The 20140-nt window shown below is 74.4% G+C and carries 20 protein-coding genes and 1 rRNA gene; 8 read left to right on the forward strand and 13 right to left on the reverse strand.

Annotation, left to right across the window (positions count from 1 at the left end):
- A 16S ribosomal RNA gene (locus BJF77_RS15070) occupies positions 1 to 153 on the reverse strand; the annotation flags it as partial.
- A gap of 609 nt (positions 154 to 762) precedes the next feature.
- Here BJF77_RS15070 and BJF77_RS15075 point away from each other — a divergent pair.
- Positions 763 to 1107, forward strand: a complete 345-nt coding sequence (locus BJF77_RS15075; protein WP_053004914.1) for a hypothetical protein — start codon at positions 763 to 765, stop codon at positions 1105 to 1107.
- 89 nt (positions 1108 to 1196) lie between these two features.
- On the opposite strand, the gene BJF77_RS15080 is transcribed toward BJF77_RS15075, so the two are convergent.
- Together BJF77_RS15080 and BJF77_RS15085 are read right to left on the reverse strand one after the other, a co-directional pair.
- Positions 1197 to 2435, reverse strand: a complete 1239-nt coding sequence (locus BJF77_RS15080; protein WP_047803508.1) for an acyl-CoA dehydrogenase family protein — start codon at positions 2433 to 2435, stop codon at positions 1197 to 1199.
- Between the two features lie 48 nt (positions 2436 to 2483).
- Complete coding sequence (locus tag BJF77_RS15085) at positions 2484 to 4277, reverse strand: 3-hydroxyacyl-CoA dehydrogenase NAD-binding domain-containing protein (protein ID WP_255396297.1); 1794 nt, start codon at positions 4275 to 4277, stop codon at positions 2484 to 2486.
- Positions 4278 to 4959: 682 nt separating this feature from the next.
- On the opposite strand from BJF77_RS15085, the gene BJF77_RS22005 reads away from it, so the two are divergent.
- Positions 4960 to 5292 carry a GNAT family N-acetyltransferase gene (locus BJF77_RS22005; protein ID WP_255396298.1) on the forward strand — a complete coding sequence of 111 codons (333 nt, stop codon included), beginning with the start codon at positions 4960 to 4962 and terminating at the stop codon, positions 5290 to 5292.
- 4 nt (positions 5293 to 5296) lie between these two features.
- On the opposite strand, the gene BJF77_RS15095 is transcribed toward BJF77_RS22005, so the two are convergent.
- The 7 genes from BJF77_RS15095 to BJF77_RS15120 all read right to left on the reverse strand — a co-directional run bounded on the left by BJF77_RS15095 (position 5297) and on the right by BJF77_RS15120 (position 9779).
- On the reverse strand, positions 5297 to 6007 hold the full coding sequence (locus BJF77_RS15095) for a TetR/AcrR family transcriptional regulator (RefSeq protein WP_047803510.1): 711 nt from the start codon (positions 6005 to 6007) through the stop codon (positions 5297 to 5299).
- A gap of 159 nt (positions 6008 to 6166) precedes the next feature.
- The gene (locus BJF77_RS15100) at positions 6167 to 6961 is read right to left on the reverse strand and encodes a MerR family transcriptional regulator (protein WP_075872680.1); all 795 of its coding nucleotides are present in this window, start codon (positions 6959 to 6961) and stop codon (positions 6167 to 6169) included.
- Positions 6962 to 7031: 70 nt separating this feature from the next.
- Positions 7032 to 7904 carry an SMP-30/gluconolactonase/LRE family protein gene (locus tag BJF77_RS15105; protein WP_187347286.1) on the reverse strand — a complete coding sequence of 291 codons (873 nt, stop codon included), beginning with the start codon at positions 7902 to 7904 and terminating at the stop codon, positions 7032 to 7034.
- A 1-nt stretch (position 7905) separates the two neighbouring features.
- Positions 7906 to 8040 (reverse strand): hypothetical protein, encoded by a 135-nt coding sequence (locus tag BJF77_RS22010; RefSeq protein WP_255396299.1) that lies wholly within the window; start codon positions 8038 to 8040, stop codon positions 7906 to 7908.
- A gap of 34 nt (positions 8041 to 8074) precedes the next feature.
- Complete coding sequence (locus BJF77_RS15110; RefSeq protein WP_075872671.1) at positions 8075 to 8908, reverse strand: PhzF family phenazine biosynthesis protein; 834 nt, start codon at positions 8906 to 8908, stop codon at positions 8075 to 8077.
- A 4-nt stretch (positions 8909 to 8912) separates the two neighbouring features.
- Positions 8913 to 9092, reverse strand: a complete 180-nt coding sequence (locus BJF77_RS15115) for a hypothetical protein (RefSeq protein ID WP_047803512.1) — start codon at positions 9090 to 9092, stop codon at positions 8913 to 8915.
- 60 nt (positions 9093 to 9152) lie between these two features.
- Entirely contained in the window at positions 9153 to 9779 is a 627-nt protein-coding gene (locus tag BJF77_RS15120; RefSeq protein WP_075872672.1) for a DNA-3-methyladenine glycosylase I, read from the reverse strand.
- Positions 9780 to 9835: 56 nt separating this feature from the next.
- Here BJF77_RS15120 and BJF77_RS15125 point away from each other — a divergent pair, with 56 nt between their 5' ends.
- Complete coding sequence (locus BJF77_RS15125) at positions 9836 to 11086, forward strand: MFS transporter (RefSeq protein ID WP_075872673.1); 1251 nt, start codon at positions 9836 to 9838, stop codon at positions 11084 to 11086.
- A gap of 9 nt (positions 11087 to 11095) precedes the next feature.
- Here BJF77_RS15125 and BJF77_RS15130 read toward each other — a convergent pair whose 3' ends face one another.
- Both BJF77_RS15130 and BJF77_RS15135 read right to left on the reverse strand, forming a co-directional pair.
- The gene (locus BJF77_RS15130; protein ID WP_075872674.1) at positions 11096 to 11596 is read right to left on the reverse strand and encodes a DUF4870 domain-containing protein; all 501 of its coding nucleotides are present in this window, start codon (positions 11594 to 11596) and stop codon (positions 11096 to 11098) included.
- Between the two features lie 131 nt (positions 11597 to 11727).
- A complete protein-coding gene (locus tag BJF77_RS15135; protein WP_075872675.1) occupies positions 11728 to 13203 on the reverse strand; it encodes a YhgE/Pip domain-containing protein in 1476 nt (491 codons plus the stop codon).
- A gap of 111 nt (positions 13204 to 13314) precedes the next feature.
- Between BJF77_RS15135 and BJF77_RS15140 the strand changes: the two genes are divergently transcribed.
- Both BJF77_RS15140 and BJF77_RS15145 read left to right on the forward strand, forming a co-directional pair.
- Positions 13315 to 13974 carry a TetR/AcrR family transcriptional regulator gene (locus BJF77_RS15140; RefSeq protein WP_075872676.1) on the forward strand — a complete coding sequence of 220 codons (660 nt, stop codon included), beginning with the start codon at positions 13315 to 13317 and terminating at the stop codon, positions 13972 to 13974.
- A gap of 89 nt (positions 13975 to 14063) precedes the next feature.
- Complete coding sequence (locus BJF77_RS15145) at positions 14064 to 14879, forward strand: 1-acyl-sn-glycerol-3-phosphate acyltransferase (RefSeq protein WP_075872677.1); 816 nt, start codon at positions 14064 to 14066, stop codon at positions 14877 to 14879.
- A 17-nt stretch (positions 14880 to 14896) separates the two neighbouring features.
- Here BJF77_RS15145 and BJF77_RS15150 read toward each other — a convergent pair whose 3' ends face one another.
- Positions 14897 to 16093, reverse strand: a complete 1197-nt coding sequence (locus BJF77_RS15150; RefSeq protein ID WP_075872678.1) for a CdaR family transcriptional regulator — start codon at positions 16091 to 16093, stop codon at positions 14897 to 14899.
- Between the two features lie 94 nt (positions 16094 to 16187).
- Between BJF77_RS15150 and BJF77_RS15155 the strand changes: the two genes are divergently transcribed.
- The 3 genes from BJF77_RS15155 to BJF77_RS15165 all read left to right on the forward strand — a co-directional run.
- On the forward strand, positions 16188 to 17240 hold the full coding sequence (locus BJF77_RS15155; protein ID WP_075872679.1) for a ferredoxin reductase: 1053 nt from the start codon (positions 16188 to 16190) through the stop codon (positions 17238 to 17240).
- A 59-nt stretch (positions 17241 to 17299) separates the two neighbouring features.
- On the forward strand, positions 17300 to 18415 hold the full coding sequence (locus BJF77_RS15160) for an acyl-CoA desaturase (RefSeq protein WP_047803520.1): 1116 nt from the start codon (positions 17300 to 17302) through the stop codon (positions 18413 to 18415).
- A gap of 152 nt (positions 18416 to 18567) precedes the next feature.
- Positions 18568 to 20140, forward strand: a 1573-nt coding sequence (locus BJF77_RS15165; RefSeq protein WP_255396300.1) for an SDR family oxidoreductase, incomplete at its 3' end; no start/stop codon positions are given.

A 20140-nucleotide genomic window follows, 5' to 3' on the forward strand; every position in this document is an offset into this window, starting at 1 on the left:
CCAGGCTTATCCCAGAGTCAAGGGCAGGTTACTCACGTATTACTCACCCGTTCGCCACTAATCACCCCCGCAAGCGGGAGATCATCGTTCGACTTGCATGTGTTAAGCACGCCGCCAGCGTTCGTCCTGAGCCAGGATCAAACTCTCCGTCAAAAAACAACGAAAAACATTTCGAACCCGGCCGAAAAGCTGCCGCCACCCCACGGAGGCGAGGCGCACGACAACCATCAACCGATAAAACAATCGGTATCAACAAACATGGCACACTATTGAGTTCTCAAACAACAGACCAAGAACCAGGACCCGAAAGGCCCCGAAACTCGTGAGTGGAATCTTCGCCGCCTCCCGGCCCCGGACAACCCGTCCCGGCCGCAGCGACTCAGCTAATTTACCTCCCCGACCCGCCCCACGCAACTCCCGCACCCCGCACACAACAGGACACGACAACCACACCAGGACCACCGGGAACGAACCATCAACCGGAAACCTACCGCCACCACGGGGCGAGAACCTCGCCCACCCGCAGCAACCCGGACGACACTACACCCACCCCCACACCCCGTCAAAACACCCACCACCACGCCAGGAGGCCGTTGACGGCGTCGCCGAGGGTCCCCCGCTGACGCGCCCCGGAGCGGCCGGGGACGGTCCGGGCCGGGGCCGTGCACGCGGTCCGCGAACGCCCGTCCTGACCCCTCGGCCCGGGCGGATTCGTGCGTAGGCTGATGACACATCCGTGACCGTCAACCGAAAGGACAGCAGATGGGCACCTCACCGGAAGAACTGCCGGAGACCCCCGACACCTACGAGGGCGCGGCGGAGGTCGACCCCGACCACTGGCGCGACGACCCGCTCATCGAGGGAGCCGAGGTGGACGCGGCGGACGAGCGCGCCGATCCCGCCCACCCCGTGGTCCCCTCCGAGCAGCAGTTGCGGGACGAGACGGCCGAGGCCCGCTTCGAGGCCGGGGACGAGCAGATCCCGCCCGAGGAGCCGGGCATGGGCGAGGCCCTCGACAATCTCGACGTGCCCGAGAACTCGGGTTTCGAGGACGAGGTCGACTCGAGCAACGACTCGTTCCACGCCGGCGGCGACCCGCTCTCCTGAGCGCGGTCCCCGGACACGAGCACGCCCCGGTCGTCACGGCCGGGGCGTCCTCGTGTCCGGGCACCGTCCGAGGGGTGCGGGTGCGCGGCTCAGGCGAACGCGGAGAGCCCCGTGATGCTCCGCCCGATGATCAGGGCCTGCATCGTCTCGGTCCCCTCGTAGGTGTGCAGGGCCTCGATGTCCGCGAAGTGCCGGGCGACGCGGTGCTCGATCAGGATGCCGTTGCCGCCCATGAGGTCACGGGCGTTCGCGGCGATCGAGCGCGCCGTCCGGGTGGAGGTGTACTTCGCCAGGGACGCCTGCTCGCCCGTGAGCGTCCCGGCCTCCTCCCGCTCGGTCATCCGCGCCACGAGCAGCTGGATCTGCGTGAGTTCGCTCAGCATCCGGGCCAGGCGCTCCTGGACGATCTGGGACGCGGCGAGCGGCCGGCCGAACTGCACGCGCTGGGCGGCGTACTGGACCGCGGTCTCGTAGCAGGCCTGGGCGTGCCCCACGGCGCCCCACGCCACGCTGACCCGCGTGGCGAAGAGCACCGCGGCCGTGTCCTTGAAGGAGCGGGCCGCGGGGAGCGCGTTCTCCTCGGGGACGAAGACGTTCTCGAAGCGCAGGTGCGCCTGGTGGATGGCGCGCAGGGCGAGCTTCCCGCGGATGGTCGTGCCGGTGTAGCCCTGGCTCTCCTGCGGGACCACGAAGCCGCGGACCTGGCCGTCCTCGTCGGAGCGGGCCCACACCACGGTGATCCCGCCCATGGAACCGTTGCCGATCCACTTCTTCTCGCCGTTGAGCAGCCAGCCGCCGTCCACCCGGGTGGCGCGGGTCTCCAGGCTCACGGAGTCCGAGCCGTGCGTGGGCTCGGTGAGCGCGAAGGCGCCGAGCAGCTCGCCGGTGGCCATGCGCGGCAGCCAGCGCCGGCGCTGCTCCTCGGAACCGCACATCGCGATCGAGCGCATGGCGAGCCCGCCCTGGACGCCCGAGACGGTGGCGATGGACCCGTCACCCCGGGAGAGCTCCATGCTGACCAGCCCGGCGGCGGTCTTGGACATCCCGGGGTAGCCGTCGACCGCCACACCGTCGCGCAGCAGGTCGAGCTCCCCCAGCCGGCGGACGAGGTCGAGGGAGTACTCGGAGCTGTCCCAGTGCCCGGCGATCACGGGCAGCAGGTCCTCCTGGACGAAGGCCCGCGCCCGCATCCAGTGCTCGCGGTCGGCGTCGGAGACGGACTCGAAGGCGCCGGCCGCGTCCGTGCCGAGGGCCTCGTCGAGGACGTAGTCGGGTTCCACGGTGCCGGCGGGGAACAGGCTCTCGCCGGTCTCGGGGGTGGCGGTCATCGGAGCATCCTTCGGTCGTTCAGCGGTCGGGTGGAGGGCGGTGCCGGGTCAGTCCTGGTGGAAGCGGCGGCCGAGGACGCGGGCGGCGGCGCCCGTGCGGTCGAGGTACGGGGTGAGCCCTCCGAGGTGGAAGGGGTAGTTGGCGCCCAGGATCATGCACAGGTCCACGTCCTCGGGTCCGGCGACGACGCCCTCGGCCAGCATCGCGCCGATCTCCTCGGCGAGGGCGTCCTGGATGCGGGCGAGCAGCTCCTCGGCGGAGGCCGGGGCGTGCGCGGCGAGCTCGGGGTGCTCGGCGCGGGTGCGCTCGAGCAATCGGGCGGCCTCGGCGGCGAGGTAGCCGTCCGCCCCCGTCTCCGGGGCCCGCTCGGTCGGCAGGACGTGGGTGAGCCCCGCCTCGACCACCGCGTCCATCCACGGGGACCGGGCGAAGCGCTCGGGGTAGGCCCGCTGCATGGTGCCGCCGACGTGGTGCAGCACCGCCGGCCCCACGAAGTCGAGCAGCCGCAGCGGCGTCATCGGCAGCCCCAGCGGGTCGGGGGCGTGGTCGGCGGTCGCCACGTCGGCGCCCGCGTCGACCGCCCGCACCACCACGTCGAACATGCGGGTGAGCACGCGGTTGACCACGAAGCCCGGGGCGTCCTGGACCCGCACGGCCGTGCGGCGCAGCGTGGCGGCGAGGTCGAAGGCGGTGGCCAGCGCCACGTCACCGGTCCGCTCCCCCGCGACGATCTCGAGCAGCGGGGTGACCTCCACGGGGTTGAACACGTGGAAGCCGACGACCCGCTCGGGGTGGCGCAGGCCCTCGGCCATGGCGGTGACGGACAGTGAGCTCGTGTTCGTCGCGAGGACGGTGTCCGGCCGGACGACCTTCTCCCACTGGGCGAAGACAGCCTTCTTGACGTCGAGGTCCTCGAAGACGGCCTCGATCACGAGATCGGCGTCGGCGAGGTCCTCCGGTCCGCTCGCGGCGGTGATCAGACCGCCGAGCTGCTCGGCCTGCTCTGCTGTGATCCGGCCCTTGGCGGCCTGGGCGGCGAAGCGCTCCCGGGTCCGGGCCACGCCGGCGGCGAGCCGTTCGTCGTCGAGGTCGGTCATGACCACGGGGATCCGGGCACCTCCGGCGATGAGGGAGGCGAGCTGTCCGGCCATCAGCCCGGCGCCGATGACGGCGGCCTTGCGCAGGGGCTTCGGCGCCGCCTCGGGCACGTCGGCGGCCCGCCGGGAGCGGGAGGAGACCAGTTCGAAGGCGTAGAGGGAGGCCTTGGCGACGTCCCCGCGGACGAGCTCCGCGAAGGCCGCGACGGCCTTGGCCCCGTTCTCGGTGCGGCTCTCGGTGCGGGCGTCGGCGACGAGGTCGATCGCCACCAGCGGAGCCGGGGCGGCGCCGTGCCAGGTGCGCTCCGCGCGGACGCGGGCCTGCTCGACGGCCTCCTGCCACTCCCGGTCGTCCGCCCGGCCCGGTGCGCCGGGACGCCGGCGGGGCTCCCCGGCGTCGAGCGCGGCGAGCCGGCCGGCCACCCACCGCTGCCAGGCGGGGTCCCACTGCTCGGTCCCCGGCGCGGCGTCGAGCACGACGTCCACGAGGCCGAGCTCCTGCGCCTCCCGGGCCTTCACGTGGCGGCCGCGCAGGGAATCGAACACGATGATGCGCAGGGCCGCGGCCGGGCCGACGAGGTGCGGGAGCAGGTGGACGCCGCCCCAGCCCGGGAAGAAGCCCAGCCGGCACTCCGGAAGGCCGAGCGGGCCGGTGCGCGGGTGGGCCACGCGGTGGTCGGTGTGCAGGGCCAGCTCGAGCCCGCCGCCCAGCGCCTGCCCCGTGAGCAGGGAGAAGGTCGGCACCTCCGCGTCGGCCAGGATGCCGAAGGCTCGTGCCCGAGGCCGACGTAGGAGTCGGAGACGCCGCTGAGCTGCGCGTGCCGGATCTCCTTGAGGTCGGCCCCCGCGCCGAAGGACCGGGCGTTGCCGGTGACCACGATCGCCTCGACGGCCGACTGGTCCACGGAGCGCAGGACGTCCCGCAGCTGCCCCAGGGCCTCGGAGCCCCAGATGATCAGTCCGCCGGGCTGCGTCGAGTCCAGCCGCACGAGGGCGCTCGGGAGGTGCCGGCCGGGCAGCACGAGGTGCTCGACGGCGACCGTGACGGTGGAGGGGAAGGACGGGGCGTGCGGGGCGGGTGCCATGGACGGACTCCTGGGACGGGACGTGATCGGCACCACTCTGACTGATACGGAGTATCACGTCAAGGTATTGAGTCTCAGTGTCATGGCGGGACGCGGCGTCCGGCGCCCCGAGGCATTAGTATCGCTACTGATGATCGATGTGTTGCCTCCAGAGACCGAACGCCTCGTGTTCCGCCGCTTCGACGCCGCGGACCTCGAGCCCATGTACTCGTACCAGCGCCGTGAGGACTACGCGCAGTACGCGTGGCGGGGCCCGCGCACCCGCGAGGAGTGCGAGCGGGCCCTCGCCGAGAACAGCGGCTGCGCCCCTGGAGCCGGGACGGCGACCACGTCGCTTCGCCGTGTCCCCGAAGGGCTCGCGGGAGCTCGTGGGCGAGATCGTGCTGACGCTCACGGAGGCGGAGGCCGACCAGGTCGAGATCGGCTGGGTCGTCCATCCCGACCACGCCGGGAAGGGCATCGCCTCGGAGGCCGCGCGTGCGGCCATCGAGTTCGCGTTCGCCTCGCTGGGCGCCCACCGCGTCTGCGCGAGCCTGGACGCGCTCAACGTGAGCTCCGCCAAGGTCTGCGAGCGCATCGGCATGCGCCTGGAGGCGACGCTGCGCCAGAGCCACCGCCAGCTGGGCGAGTGGCGCGACGAGCTGATCTACGCGATCCTCGCCGACGAGGTCTGAGCCCTCACCGGAGGGCGTCCCGCACGGAGGCCAGGACCTGTTCCGTGTCCGCCGCCGGGTCCAGCACGGTGACGACGACGGCCGGCCGCGCGCGGGCGGCCGTCGGCTCGCCGGCCGGTGCGGCCCCGGGGTGGCCGAAACCGGCGACCAGGGCGCGGGCCAGCCGCTCGGTCTGCGCGGCCAGCTCCGCCGACGGGTCGGTCTCGGGGGCGCGCAACCAGCCCCGCAGATAGGCGTTGTGCACCGCGACCGCGGCCGCGGACAGCGCCGTGGCGAGGGTGGCCCGGGCCGGGGTCTCGGGCAGCGCGGAGCGCAGGTAGCGCTGCAGGACCCGCTCGTAGCGGTGGGAGGTGATGAGCTCCCGCTCCCGCAGCTGCGGCACCTGCCGGAGCAGGGCGTTGCGCGCGAGCGCGCGCTCGCGATGGTCGAGGTGGTGGCGGAAGACCAGCAGCACGCCCTCGCGCAGCACCACGGCGGGATCCGTGCCCGGGGTGGCGCCGGACCGGGCCAGCAGCTGCTCGAGCCGTTCGAGGTTGGCGGCGTGGTCCGCGAAGACGATGTCCTCCTTGGACCCGTACTTGCGGAAGAACGTGGCGCGGCTGATCCCGGCCGCCTGCGCCAGCCGGTCCACGGTCGTGGACTCCCAGCCCTGCTCGGCGAGCAGGCGGATCGAGCGGGTGACGACGTCCGGGGCAGCCCGGGGGGTCTCGGTCATGGTTCCTCCTCCGCTCGATCGTAGACCGGCGGCCTGCCCGGCCCGCACGTCGTCCTCCGCACGTCGTCCCCCGGGCGCCGGGCCTGGGGGCCGGCACGCGGAGGCCGCCGCGTCCCCGGGCCCCTGCCCGGGGACGCGGCGGGACGAGCGTCGCGGTCCTCAGTCCGCGGCGCGGTCGGCGTTGGCGTGGATCGCGTCCCGGACGTACTGCGCCAGCCCGGGCGCCAGGTCCTCGTAGATCTTCGTGAACCGGGGGTCCGCCACGTACATGTCCCCCAGCGCCCGGTGGAACTCCGGCGAGACGTCGTAGAAGCGGTCGTGGATCTGGCGCCGCGCGGCCTCCGCGGCGTCCATCGCCTCGGCCGAGGTCGCGGGCAGCCCGGCGCGCAGGGCCTCGACGAACCGCTGGTTGATCGCCGCGGTCTCGGCCGCGATCCGCCGCCACTCCTCCGCGTCGTAGCCGGCGGTGCGGCGGCGGGACTGCTCCCACGCGTCGGTGTCGCCCCAGCGGCGCTCGGCCTCGGCCGCGTACTCGTCGCTGAAGCCGTCCCCGAACAGCTCGCGCCGTTCCTGCGGGGTCAGGTCGATTCCGGTCATTTCCTTCTCCAGTGCTCGGTCGATCGCGGTGACGAGGCCGGACAGCTCGGCCAGCCTCGCCAGGACGGACTCGCGCTGCCGGCGCAGGTGCGCCAGCACGGCCCCGGGCTCGTCCGCGGCCAGCAGCTCCTCGATGCGCTCGAGGGGAAAGCCGAGCCGGCGGTAGACCACGACGTGCCGCAGCCGGAGCAGGTCCTCGTCCGTGTACAGGCGGTAGCCGCCGGCCGAGCGTTCGCTCGGGCGCAGCAGGCCGACGTCGTCGTAGTGGTGGAGCGTGCGGACGGTGACGCCGAAGCGCTCCGCCACCTGTCCCACCGTGAGCCTCTCGCCCGTCGTCACGGGCCGCTGTCCGTCCATGTCCTCCACCCTGGGGCCTCCCCTCGCGTGAGGGTCAAGCCCGTCGGCGCCCGGGGGGTGCGCATCGCGCTCAGCCGGCGAAGGGCAGGACGGGCAGGCCGGGGACGTCCACCCGCACCGAGAACAGGGATCCGGCGGCGGGGTCCTCGCCCGCCTCCAGGTTCTCCCGGGACGTGGTGATGTAGAGGGTGCGCAGGTCCGGCCCGCCCAGGCAGCACGCGGTCGTCTGCCGGGCGCCCACCTCCACGACGGCGTCGAGCTCGCCCTCGGCGGTGTAGCGGTGGACCTGGCCGGCGCCGTGCAGGGCCACCCAGACCGCTCCTGCGGAGTCGACGGTCAAGCCGTCGGGGTGCACGTCCTGCCCCTCCTTCAGCTGCGGCACCACGAAGGTCCGCCGGCGGTGCAGCCCCCGGTCCCGCGACCAGTCGAGCACGTCGACCTTCCCGGTGGGCGTGTCGTTGTAGTAGGCGCGAGTGCCGTCCGGGGACCAGGCGATGCCGTTGGAGACCGTGACGCCCTCCAGCACGGGCTCCCACCGGAGGTCGGGGTGCACCCGGTAGAGGGTGGCCGCGCCCTCGGCCTGGTCGTAGGCCATGGAGCCGGTGTAGAAGCACCCGTCGGGGCCCGCGCCGCCCTCGTTCATCCGCACGGTGCCGGGCTGCCAGAACAGCTCGGGCGGGTGGACGGTGCCGTCCGGGTCCTCGAGCGCGACCCCCGTCTCGACCGCCAGGACCGCGCCGCCGGTCGCGCGCGGTCGCACGCAGGCCACCACGTCCCCCACGTGCCGGCGCAGGACCTCCCCGTCCTCGCCGAAGGACAGCACGTCCCCGGCGAGCATGTCCACCCAGCGCAGCCCGCCCCACCGGTCGGACCAGCACGGGCCCTCCCCGTGGTAGGTCACGGAGTCGGTGATCCGCTCGGCGCTCAGCCGCTGCACCGCCATCTCAGCGGCTCCTCTCGGCCGCCGGGGGCCGGCCCGGACAGCCGCGGCCGGCCCCTGCGGTGGCCGGGGCCGCCTCGATGGTGCCCTCCGGTGCGGCCGGCCGGCGGGTGCGGACGAGGATTCCCAGGGTGCTCATGGCCCCACGATACTGACACCGGCGCGCGGCGGGCCTACAGCTCCACCGTGCCGCGCACCACCGGGCTCACGTGGCCGCCGATCCAGATCGTGTCCGCCTCCCGCCGCGCGTGCACCCGGCCCGTGCGCCCGAGCACGGTGCCCTGGGCGGCGACGTAGGCCTCCGGGGCCCAGCCGTTGTCGGTGAGCCAGCGGGCCAGGCCCGCGTTAAGGCTGCCGGTGACCGGGTCCTCCACCACCCAGTCCCCCACGAACGCGCGCACCTCGACGTCGCACTCCGCGCCCGCCGGGTGCGCCCCGACCACCCCGAGCTTGAGCCCGGCCATGGCGGACCAGTCGGCCCGCAGCCCGAGCACGGTCGCGGCGTCGGCCACGCGCACCCCGATCCAGCCGGGGCCGTTGTCCAGCCAGGAGACGTCGAGCAGGGCCGAGGGGTCCAGGCGCAGGCACCGTGCCACCCGGTCCAGCAGTTCCGGCTCCGCCACCGGCTCGTAGCGCAGCAGGGGCGGCGCGGCGAAGGCCAGCTCGTCCCCGCGGCGCCGGACGGGCACCAGGCCCACCTCGCACTCCTGCACGACGTCCTCCCCGGCGGGCCGGCCCCCGAGGGCGAGCCAGGCGGCCGCGGTCCCCAGCGTGGGGTGCCCGGCGAACGGCAGCTCGCCTCCGGGGGTGAAGATCCGCACGCGGTAGTCCGCCTCCGGCACGGTGGGCTCGAGCAGGTAGGTCGTCTCGGACAGGTTGGTCCAGCGGGCGAAGCGGGCCATCGTGTCCTCGCCCAGGGCGTCGGCCCCGTGCACGACGGCGAGGGCGTTGCCGCCCAGGGGCGTGGGCGAGAAGACGTCCACCCAGCTGATCGCGCGGCTCGTCACGGCCTCAGAGCACCGGCCCGCGTCGGCGGGCCCGGGCCGCGCGCTCGCCGCGGGTGGGCACGGCGCCGCGGGCCGCGGCGCGGTCCCGGCGCAGCCGCTGCACCACCATGCCGACCAGGACGGAGCCGACGGTGCTCAGGATCAGGGGCAGCACCGCGCTGGGCTGCCGGCTGTTGTCGTACATGGTCTCTGGCCTCCTGCCGGGAGGCGGCGCGCGGCGCCGCCGGGATCGGTGCTGACGATCCTACGCACGCCCGTCCGGCTCCGGCCAGACCCCGGAGCTGCCCCGCCGGTGGCTGCCCACCAGGTGGGTGTCCACGATCCCGACGGCCTCCATCAGCGCGTACATCGTGGTCGGCCCCACGAAGCGGAAGCCCCGGGCCCGCAGCGCCCGGGAGAGGGCCTCGGACTCTGCGGAGCGGGTGGGCACCTCGGCGGGCGTGCGCGGGCGCGGGGTGGCCGCGGGGCGGAAGGACCACACGAGTCCGGGCAGTCCGCCCTCGGCGCGCAGGGCCACGGTGGCCCGGGCGTTGCCGACGGCGGCCTCGATCTTGCCGCGGTGGCGCACGATGCCGGCGTCGGCCAGGAGCCGGTCGACGTCGGAGTCTCCGAAGCCGGCCACGACGTCCGGGTCGAAGTCCGCGAAGGCGGCGCGGAACGCCGGGCGCTTGCGCAGGATGGTGGCCCAGGACAGCCCGGCCTGGAACCCCTCCAGGCAGATCCGCTCGTAGAGGCCCCGCTCGTCGCGCACCGGCAGACCCCACTCCGTGTCGTAGTACGCCCGCAGCAGCGGGTCCGTCGCGGCCCAGACCGGGCGGGCCAGCCCGTCGGCGCCGGGAACGAGGTCAGGTCGAGGGTCCATGCCCAGCATGGAAGCACACCGCCGACCCGCCGCGCACCCGGGGCCCGTACCCCCAGGGGTATATGATGGCGGCCATGCACCCGACGGACACGGCGGCGCAGCGCCGCGCCCTGCAGCGCAGGGTCGTGCGCGTCCTCGCCCTGGGCCAGGTCCTGGGCGGGGTGGGGGTGGGCGCGACCCTGGCCCTGGGTGCCCTGCTCGTGACCGAGGTCTCCGGCTCCCCGGCGTGGTCCGGGATGGCCGCGACCATGAACACCCTCGGCGCGGCCCTGCTTGCCGTGCCGCTGGCCCGCCTGGCCCGGGCACGCGGGCGCCGGATCTCCCTGAGCACCGGCGCGGTCACCGCGATGGCCGGGGCGGGCGTCACGATCGGCGCCGCCGTCCTCACGAGCTTTCCCGTCCTGCTGCTGGGCCTGGCCCTGCTGGGCGCCGGATCGGCCCTGAACCTGCAGTCCCGCTTCGCGGCGACCGACCTCGCCGCCGACGACACGCGTGCCCGGGACCTGTCCCTCGTCGTGTGGTCCACCACGATCGGCGCGGTGCTGGGCCCCAACCTCTTCGTGCCGGGCGAGCTCCTCGGCCGGGCCCTGGGGCTGCCGGAGCTGACCGGCGGATTCGTCATCGCCCTCGCGGCCCAGGCCGCGGGCGCGCTCGTGTACCTCACCGCGCTGCGCCCCGACCCCTTGCTGCTGGCCGTGGCCGAGGGCGAGGCCGCGGGGACGGGCAGGCCCTCGCCCGCCGGAGGGCTCGCCGTGCTGCGCTCCTCCGCGCCCGCCCGCCGTGCCGTGCTCACCGTGGCGCTGAGCCACGCGGTCATGGTGGCGCTGATGTCCATGACGCCCGTGCACCTGACCGGCCACGGCGCGTCGTTGAGCCTCGTGGGCCTGACCATCAGCCTGCACGTGGCCGGGATGTACGCCCTCGCCCCCGTCTTCGGCTGGCTCGCGGACCGGGTCGGCCGCCGCCCGGTGGTCCTGCTCGGCCAGGCCGCGTTCACGGCTTCGCTCGTGCTCTCCTGGCTGGCCTCGGCCGCCCCGGCGCTCGTGGCGGTCAGCCTCGTCCTGCTGGGGCTCGGCTGGTCGGCGTCCACGGTGGCCGGCTCGGCGCTCGTGGCGGAGGCCGTCCCGCCGGCCGAGCGGCCGCAGCTGCAGGGCGTCTCGGACCTGTTCATGAACCTCGCCGGGGCGGCCGGGGGCGCGCTGGCCGGCCCCGTGCTGGCCCTCGTCGGCTTCGACGGGCTCAGCGCGGCGCTGCTGGTCCTCGTGGCGGCCGTGGTGCTCCTCCACCGGGGCCGGCAGCCGGTCCCGGTGTCCTGAGCACCCGGCTCAGCGCAGCACCGGCAGCTGCAGCGGGTAGCGGTAGACCTCGCCCTTGTTGGCCTTGAGCACGGCCAGGACGTGGCAGACCACGAGCAGCACCGCGGCCACGAGCCACAGCACGATCGCCACCGGGAAGAGGATCACCGTGAACAGGCAGACCCAGGCGGCCGCGTTGAGCAGCCACATCGACAGGTTGAAGTTGAAGGATCCGGCCGCGGTGGCCCGCAGGAACGCGTTGCGGTCCTTGTGGACGAGCCACACGACGAGCGGGCCCACGAAGCCGAGCCAGCCGACGGAGATCAGCGCGCCGACCAGGCCGGAGAGGTGGGTGAGGATCGCGATCGTGCGGTCGTCGCCCTGCGCCCGGTACTGCGGTGCCGGCCCGCCGGGCCCGTAGCCGTAGCCGGCGCCGGAGGGGCCGGGGCCGTAGCCGGGCCCGCTGCCGGGACCGGAGGGGCCGGGGCCGCCCTCGCCCGGGCGGGGGGCGGACGGAGGAAGGTAGGACATCGCGTGCTCCTGGTCGGTGCGGTGGGATGCGGTGGGATGCGGTGCTGCCAGCGTAGACCGCCGTTCCCGGGGGCGGTATGGGGGTTGACCGCAGTCCTGCGGGATACCGGGACCGGGCGCCGGGCGGGGGGTCAGCGCGCCGCCCCGCGGCGACCCGCCCGGCGGTCGTAGACCGCCCCCACGGCCAGGGCCAGGGCCACGGAGCCCGCCAGGAGCGCCCCCAGGGCCGGCGGGCCGACCCGCAGGCCGGCGTCCGGGACGGCGTCGAAGTAGAGCACCGCGCGCACGCTCGTGGCCATGTGGTGCAGCGGCTCCGCTGCGGCGATCGCCCGGAAGAACTCCGGCAGCGCCTCCAGCGGGACCACGGCCCCGGCGGACGGCAGGCCCATGAGCACGAGGTAGACCATGGCCAGGACCAGCCCCGCGCTGCCGAGCACGGTGACGAGGGCGAGGGTCACGGCGGAGACGGTGGCGATCGACAGCCAGCTCAGCAGGAAGAGGAGGAACCCGTGCGGCAGCGGCACCCCGAGTCCTGCGCACACCGCCATCATCGAACCCGCGGCGGGGGCGCCGGCCAGCACGACCACGCCCCACTTCATGAGGAAGGTCGCCCGCCGGGACGGCCGCGCCCGCAGCCGCTGGCGGAAGACGGGGCCGAGCTCCAGGGGCGCCACCCCGAGGCGCCCGTCGATCAGGATGCTCGCCCCGATCGATCCGCTCAGCCCGAGCACGAGGAGCAGCACGGCGTAGTAGAACGCCCCCATGCCCAGCGCCGTGCCGGGCTGCGGTTCGTGGAAGGCCTCCACGACCACGTCGACCGGGTCCGCGAGCGCCGCGGCGGAGGCGGAGCTGACCCGCGGGGCGAGCTCCGCGGCGAGACTGCCGGGAATGCCCTCCTGGGCGGCGGCGACCTGCCGGGCGAAGGCCTGGGCGCCGGGCCCGGCCTGGGCGGCGGCCGCGGCGAGCTCCCGCGACTGCTCCGCCTGGGCGTCCGCGAGCCGCCGCTGGACCGCCGCGGACGCCTGCTCCTCGGCCTGCTCGGCCGCCGCGGTGAGCTGCTCCCCGAGGCGCACGCTCGCCTCCTGCAGCGCCGGCTCCACCGCACCGGCGGCCAGCCGGGTGCCCAGCGTCCCCGCCTGGGGGTCGGTGAGGACCGTGATCCGCGGCCGGCGGGAATCCTCGCTCGTCAGGGCCCCCTGCACGAGCCCGGTCGCGTCCGCGGAGAACGTCTCGGGGACCACCACGGCGGCGTAGACCCGGCCGGAGTCCAGTTGCTGCTGCGCCGCGTCCCAGTCGAGGACCCTCAGGTCGAGCTCGTCGGACCCCTCGGCCCCGTCCACGAAGCCGTCGACGACCTCACGGCCCATGTTCCGGTGCTCGCCCCCGGCGGCGTCCGCCCCGGCGTCCCGGTTGACGAGCGCCACCGGGAAGTCCCGGAGGTGGGCCGTGGGGTCGGAGAGCCCACCCATGTACAGGGCCGTCCCTGCGACGGCCAGGGCCAGGACGGTGAGCAGCGGCGCGGCCCAGAAGCTGAGGGAGCGCCAGGGCGGGCGCTCCCGGGGCTGCGCCAGATGCCGGGGAGCGGACGGGTCAGGGACGGTGGGCATGGGCACGGCCTTCCAGCACAACATTGGATACACTGGTGTATCGAACAGGTCGACCGTCAGAATACACCGATGTATCGAGCGCCCGGTGCGAGCCGGGGAAGGAGCCGCCCCATGACCAGCGGACCGGGCAGGGACGAGGGCGCGAAGCGCTCCCGGACGGCCACCCGCCGGCGCCTGCTGGAGACCGCCGCCGGCGTCTTCGCCGAGCGGGGCATCGAGGGCGCGAGCGTCGGGGAGCTGTGCGCGGCGGCGGGCTTCAGCCGCGGTGCGTTCTACAGCAACTTCGACTCCAAGACCGACCTCGCCCTGGCCGTGTACGAGGACCACGTGGAGCAGCTGGTGTCCCGGCTCGGCGAGCAGCTGGAGCGCTGGCTCACCGCCGGCGCCTCCGCGGAGGAGGTGGTCGTGCGGATCCTCGAGGGCCTGTCCGACCACACCTCGGACACGACGTGGCACACCGTGCGGCTCGAGCTGCTGCTGACCGCCCGGCGCTCGCCCGCGGTCCGGGAGGTGCTGGCCGGACACCGCGACGCCCTGGTGGACGCCGTCGTCGACGCGCTCACCCGGGTGGCGCGCCGGCAGCGGCTGCGGTTCACCGTCGAGGTCGCCGACCTCGCCCGGATGCTGCTGGCCACCTACGACGGCTCGCTCAACGCCCGGCTCGCGGACGGCCGCGAGGGCGCCGCCGAGCACGACGTGGCGCCGGCGATCTGGCTCGCCTTCACGCGCCCGGAGGAGGCGGACGGCACGCCGCCGGCGGACCGCCGCTGAGCGGAGGCCGCCGGGCGGGCCGCGCGGGCTTACGATGTCCCGCAGACCGTTCCCGGCCCCACCGCGGGCCTCGTCCCCGAGGAGCGCCCGTGGCCCTGCAGCTGCGCCCCAACAAGTACGCCTACCGGGCCATCGTGCTCGCCGGCCTCGCCGCGGTGCGGCTCTTCCGCGTGCCGGTGCTCACCTCGGGCGAGGAGCACCTGCCGGACGACCAGGTGGTGCACGGGCTGGACCGGGAGGTCCGGCCCGGCCGGGGCGCCGTCGTGGCGGTGACCCACTTCGGCTATCTCGACTTCGTGTTCGCGCAGCTGGTGATCTGGCGCCGGCTGCGGGCCCACTCGCGGTTCCTCATCACCCGCAAGCACACCGGCAGCGCCTTCGTGACCGCGGTGTGCCGGCTGTGCGACCACGTCGTCGTCGACCGCGCCAACGGGGCCCCCGCCTACGCGGAGGCCCTGGCGAAGCTGCGGCGTGGGGAGTTCCTCGCCGTGTTCCCCGAGGGCGGGGTCAGCCGCAGCTGGACCGTGCGGCCGCTGCGCACCGGCGCCACCCGGATGGCCGCGGAGACCGGCGTCCCGGTCATCCCCGTGGCCGTGTGGGGCGGGCACCGGATGCTCACCCGCGGACGGGGCGGGATCCGGCTGCGCGACGTCTGGCGGACTCCCGTCCGGGTGCACGTGGGCCCGCTGCTGCGCGTCGCCGCCGACGAGGACGTCCGCGCGGCGAGCGAGCGGCTGCGGAAGGCGATGCAGGAGGGCATCGACCGGTGCATCGACAGCTATCCGGTCGTCCCCGCGCCCGGGGCGTGGTGGATGCCGGCGCACCGGGGCGGCGGGGCCATCACCGCGGCCGAGCAGACCGCGCACGACGACCGCGAGCGGGAGTCCTACAAGCGCACCGGCTGAGCCCGGCGGGACCGGGGTCAGCGGAACCCGGCGCGCAGGACGAGCTCGAGCTCGAAGCGGGTCTGCGGGTCGTTGAGGACCTCCCCGAAGACCTCCCGCAGCTGGTTCACCCGGTAGCCCACCGTCTGCTCGTGGATCCCCAGCTCCGCCGCCATGGCCGCGCGCTGCCCCTGGTGGGCAAGCCAGGACAGGAGGGTGGCGCCGAGCCGCTCCCGCTGCCCCGGGCGCAGCTCGTCCAGCGGGGCCAGCCGCTGGGCGGCGAGGTCCTCGACCACGGAGCGCTCGCCATGCAGCACGAGCTGCACGAGGTGCTCCGAGACCCACACCGGCCCCTCCCCGACCGGCTCCTCCCGCCGCATCAGGTCACGGGTCAGCGCGGCCAGCCGCAGGGAATCGGCGGCCGCGTACCAGGGCCGGCCCGGGCCGATCACGGCGCTGCGCCCCGTGAGCGCCCGTTCCAGGTCCTGGCGCCCGGACGCGGAGGACGGCTCCGGCACCACGGCCACCACGTCGCCGGGGCGGGAGGTGAGCAGCGCCCGCTCCCCCAGCCGGGAGCGCAGGCCCACCCGGCGGTCGGCGGCCAGCGTCACCACGACCACGCGCTCCGGCACCGGCCAGCCGGCGGCGGCCGCGGCGCTGCGCACGGAGTCCTCCACCACGTGGCCGCGGACGAGCATGTCCGCGAGGGCGTCCAGCATCCGGTCCCGTTCCCCCGCGCGCTCGGACTGCTCCAGCGCGTACCCCTCCGCGCTGGCCGCGGAGAGCTCCTCGATGTAGGCGAAGACCGACTCGGCCAGCCCGATCAGCACGGAGGCCTCGAACCCGGCGTCCATGGCCACCCGGGACAGGGAGCGCAGCGTGGTGCGGGCCCCGGAGCGGTAGGCGGCGAACAGGGCGTCCATGGGCCGCCCCTCCCGCACCTCGCCGCGGCCGAGCCCCTCGTACACCCTCCGGTCCTCCTGCTGCAGCGCCGGCCGCGCGGTCCCGGGCAGGTGCAGGAAGCGGGTCAGGGCCACCTCGACCCCCTGCCGGATGCTGTCCCCGAACAGGCCCTCGAGCGGCCGGGCGTAGACCGGGACGTCGTGGCGCACGGCGTCCAGCAGCTCCTCCGTGACGGCGGGCAGGTGCGGCACGAGCAGCGGGGTGAGGGCCGGGGGCAGGGACGTCCAGGGCAGCTCCCGGTCCGTCCGGCCCGGATGTTGCGGTGCATCCACCGGCGCCCCCTTTCATTCCGACGACACAGTTTCTCCACTGAAAGAGTACGTGACGGAACGAGAATCGGCACCGGATTTGCGGCACAGTGATTAGGTGCCATCCATACGACTGCTCTCCCGCCTCGCCTCGGCCTTCACGACCCCACGCTCCCCGGAGGACTTCCTCCGGCTCGTCGATCCCCTCGCCAGCGCCCGCCAGCTCCGCGGCCTGGTGACCTCCGTGGTGCCCGAGACCGCGGACTCGGTGACGATCCGGTTCCGCCCCGGCAAGGGGTGGAACGCGCACGAGGCCGGCCAGTGGGCGCGCATCGGGGTGGAGATCGACGGGGTGCGGCACTGGCGCTCCTACTCGCTGAGCACCGGCGCCGGGCAGGACCCGGCCATCACCGTGACCGCGATGGGCAAGGTCTCCACCGCCCTGGTGCGGGGGACCCGCCGCGGCGACGTCCTGTTCCTCGCCCCGCCGGAGGGCGACTTCGTGCTCCCCGAGAGTCCCCGCCCGCTGCTCATGCTCACCGCGGGCAGCGGTCTCACCCCGGTCATGTCCATGATCCGCACGCTGGTGCCCCGCCGCGCGGACGCCGACCTCGTGCTCGTGCACTCCTCCCGCTCGCCCGAGGAGTCCCTCTTCCGCGAGGAGCTGCTGGAGCTGGCCGACCAGTTCCCGGGCTTCCGCCTCGTCCAGTGGTTCACCGGGGAGCGCGGCCGCCGGCTCGACCTCGCCGGAACCGGCGACCTCGACGCCGCCTGCCCCGACTGGCGCGACCGTGCGGCCTACGCCTGCGGGCCCGCGGACTTCCTCGACGCCGCCGAGGCCCTGTGGCAGCGCGAGGAGGGCGAGCTGCGGGTCGAGCGCTTCGCCGCCGTCGTCGCCCCCGGCTCCGGCGGGGAAGGCGGCCGCGTGACCTTCGAGAAGTCCGACACCGAGGTCGAGGCCGACAGCGCCACGACCCTCCTCGCCGCCGGCGAGGACGCCGGCCTGATGATGCGCAGCGGCTGCCGCATGGGCATCTGCCACGCCTGCGTGACCCCCCTGCTCTCCGGGCAGGTCCGGGACACCCGCACCGGGGAGGTGCACGGGGAGCCCGGGCACCTCGTCCAGACGTGCGTGTCCACGGCCGCCGGCCCCGTCAGCCTCGACGCCTGAGCGCCGCTCCCCACCACCTGATCCCCTTCCCCTGATCCCGTTCCCGAAGGAGCGACACCATGACCATCGTCACCCCCCTCCTGCTCGACCAGGGCCGGCCCGCCGGACGGGCCAAGCCCTCCGCCGCCGCCCACCTCTCCGACGTCCAGATCGAGGAGCTGGGCCGGGAGCTCGACGCCCTGCGCGAGTCCGTGATCGCCACCCGCGGCGCCCGCGACGCCGCCTACATCCGCCGGGTGATCGCCACCCAGCGCTCCCTCGAGCTGGCCGGGCGGGCCGCGCTGCTGTTCGCCAAGCACAAGCCCGCCTGGCTCGCCGGCACCGGCATGCTCACCCTCGCCAAGATCCTCGAGAACATGGAGATCGGCCACAACGTCCTGCACGGGCAGTGGGACTGGATGCGCGATCCCGACATCCACTCCACCACCTGGGAGTGGGACTTCGTGACCCCGGCCGAGGCGTGGCAGCACACCCACAACGACCTCCACCACACCTGGACCAACGTGGTCGGCAAGGACCGGGACGTCGGGTACACGATCCTGCGCATGGACGAGGACCAGCCCTGGACGCCGCGCAACCTGGGCAACCCGCTCTACAACGCGCTGCTCGCCCCGGTCTTCGAGTGGGGCATCGCGATCTACGACCTCGAGCTGGACGAGGTCCGGGAGGGCCGCAAGCCGGTCGCCGAGCTGCGGCGCGGGCTCAAGGCCCTCGGGGCGAAGTTCGCGAAGCAGGCCGCCAAGGACTACGCGGCCACGCCCGCCGCGGCGGCCGTGACCGGCTCCGCGAAGCAGGCGCTGACCGCGACGCTGACCGCCAACGCCGTGCGCAACATCTGGGCGCACGCCGTGATCTTCTGCGGCCACTTCCCGGCCGGGGCGGACACCTTCACCGAGGAGCAGATCGAGGGCGAGACCCGCGGGGACTGGTACGTGCGGCAGATGATCGGCTCCGCCAACATCTCGGGCTCGCGGCTGATGCACCTGATGACCGGCAACCTGTCCTTCCAGATCGAGCACCACCTGTTCCCGGACCTGCCCTCGAACCGCTACGCCGAGGTCGCCGTGAAGGTGCGCGAGATCTGCGAGCGCTACGAGCTGCCCTACACCACCGGTCCCCTGCCCAAGCAGGTGGCCTCGGCGTGGGCGAAGGTGTTCCGCCTGGCGCTGCCCTGACCCGCGCTCCCGGCCCGCGTCCTGCGGGGCCGCCGGACACGGCCGCATCCCGCCGGGATGCGGCCGTCGCCGTGTCCGGGCGGCCCGGCCGGCCCCCAGGGACCTGTCGGGCGGCGTTGGTACGCTCACGGGACCCGCACGAAAGGCAGGCCATGAGCTCTCCCCAGCGCGTCCTCATCACCGGTGCCACCGGCTACGTCGGCGGGCGCCTGGCGCCCCGCATGGTGGAGGCGGGCCACACCGTGCGCGTCGCCGTGCGCTCCCCCGGCAAGCTGCACTCCGTGCCGTGGCGTGACCGGGTGGAGGTCGCCGAGACGGACCTCAACGACCTCGACGGGATGACCGCCGCCTGCCGGGACGTCCACACCCTCTACTACCTGGTGCACTCCATGGGCGGCTCCCGGCAGTTCGAGGAGCAGGAGGCGCAGATGGCCCGCACCGTGGCCGAGGCTGCGGAGCGGGCCGGGGTGCGGCGCATCGTCTACCTCTCCGGGCTGCACCCCTCCGGGGTCGAGCTGTCCCAGCACATGCGCTCGCGGGTGCGGGTCGGGCAGATCCTGCTGGCCGGGGCGGTCCCCGCGGTCGTCCTCCAGGCCGGCGTGGTGATCGGCTCCGGGTCGGCCTCCTTCGAGATGATCCGGCACCTGGGCGACACCCTCCCGGTCATGCCGGCCCCCTCCTGGGTGACCAACCGGATCGAGCCGATCGCCGTGCGCGACGTCCTGTACTACCTCGTCCACGCGATGGACCTGCCGGAGGACCTCAACCGCACCTTCGACATCGGCTCCCGCGACGTGATGACCTACGCGGACGCCATGCGCCGATACGCCCGCGTGGCGGGACTGCGCCGGCGGGTGGTCTTCCACCTCCCCCTGCCGGCCCCGCGGTTGTCCGGGTTCTGGGTGGGCATGGTCACCCCGATCCCGCTGGCGCTGGCCGTGCCGCTCGTGCAGTCCCTGCAGCACGACGCGGTGGCGGGCGAGCACGACATCGACGCCTACATCCCCCCGCCGCCCGAGGGGCTGGCAGGGTACCGCCGGGCGGTGGCCCTGGCCCTGAAGAAGATCGAGGACAACTCCGTGGAGACCACGTGGGACGTCCACTACAGCTCCTCCGAGGCCGCCGCTGATCCCCTCCCCTCGGACCCGGACTGGGCCGGGCGCACGGTCTTCGTCGACGAGCGCAGCCGGACCGGCCCGGCCCGCCCCGAGCAGGTGTGGCGGGTCATCGAGTCCATCGGCGGGCGCAACGGCTGGTACTCGCTGCCCCTGGCCTGGCAGGTCCGCGGGGTCATGGACAAGCTCGTGGGCGGCGCCGGGCTCAACCGCGGCCGCCGCGACGCCACGGACCTGCAGGTCGGCGAGTACGTGGACTGGTGGCGGGTCGAGGAGCTGGAGGAGGGCCACAAGCTGCTGCTGCACGCCGAGATGCGGGCCCCCGGCCGGGCCTGGCTCGAGCTGTCCGTGGAGCCCGAGGGCGAGGGCAGCCGCTACCGGCAGCGGGCCATCTTCTTCCCGAAGGGCCTGCCCGGCCGGCTCTACTGGTGGGGGGTGTGGCCCTTCCACGGCTTCATCTTCCCCTCCATGGCCCGCAACATCCTGGCCGCGGCCGCCGCGCGGGACGGCGCGGGACCGGACGCCCAGCAGGCCGCCGGCACCCACGACGTCGAGCAGCTCGGCCACCACGACGCGATCGGACCGGCCGGCCGCGCGCGACGCCGCGGCC

Source organism: Kocuria sp. CNJ-770 (assembly GCF_001942375.1).
GTDB classification, from domain to species: Bacteria; Actinomycetota; Actinomycetes; order Actinomycetales; family Micrococcaceae; genus Kocuria; species Kocuria oceani.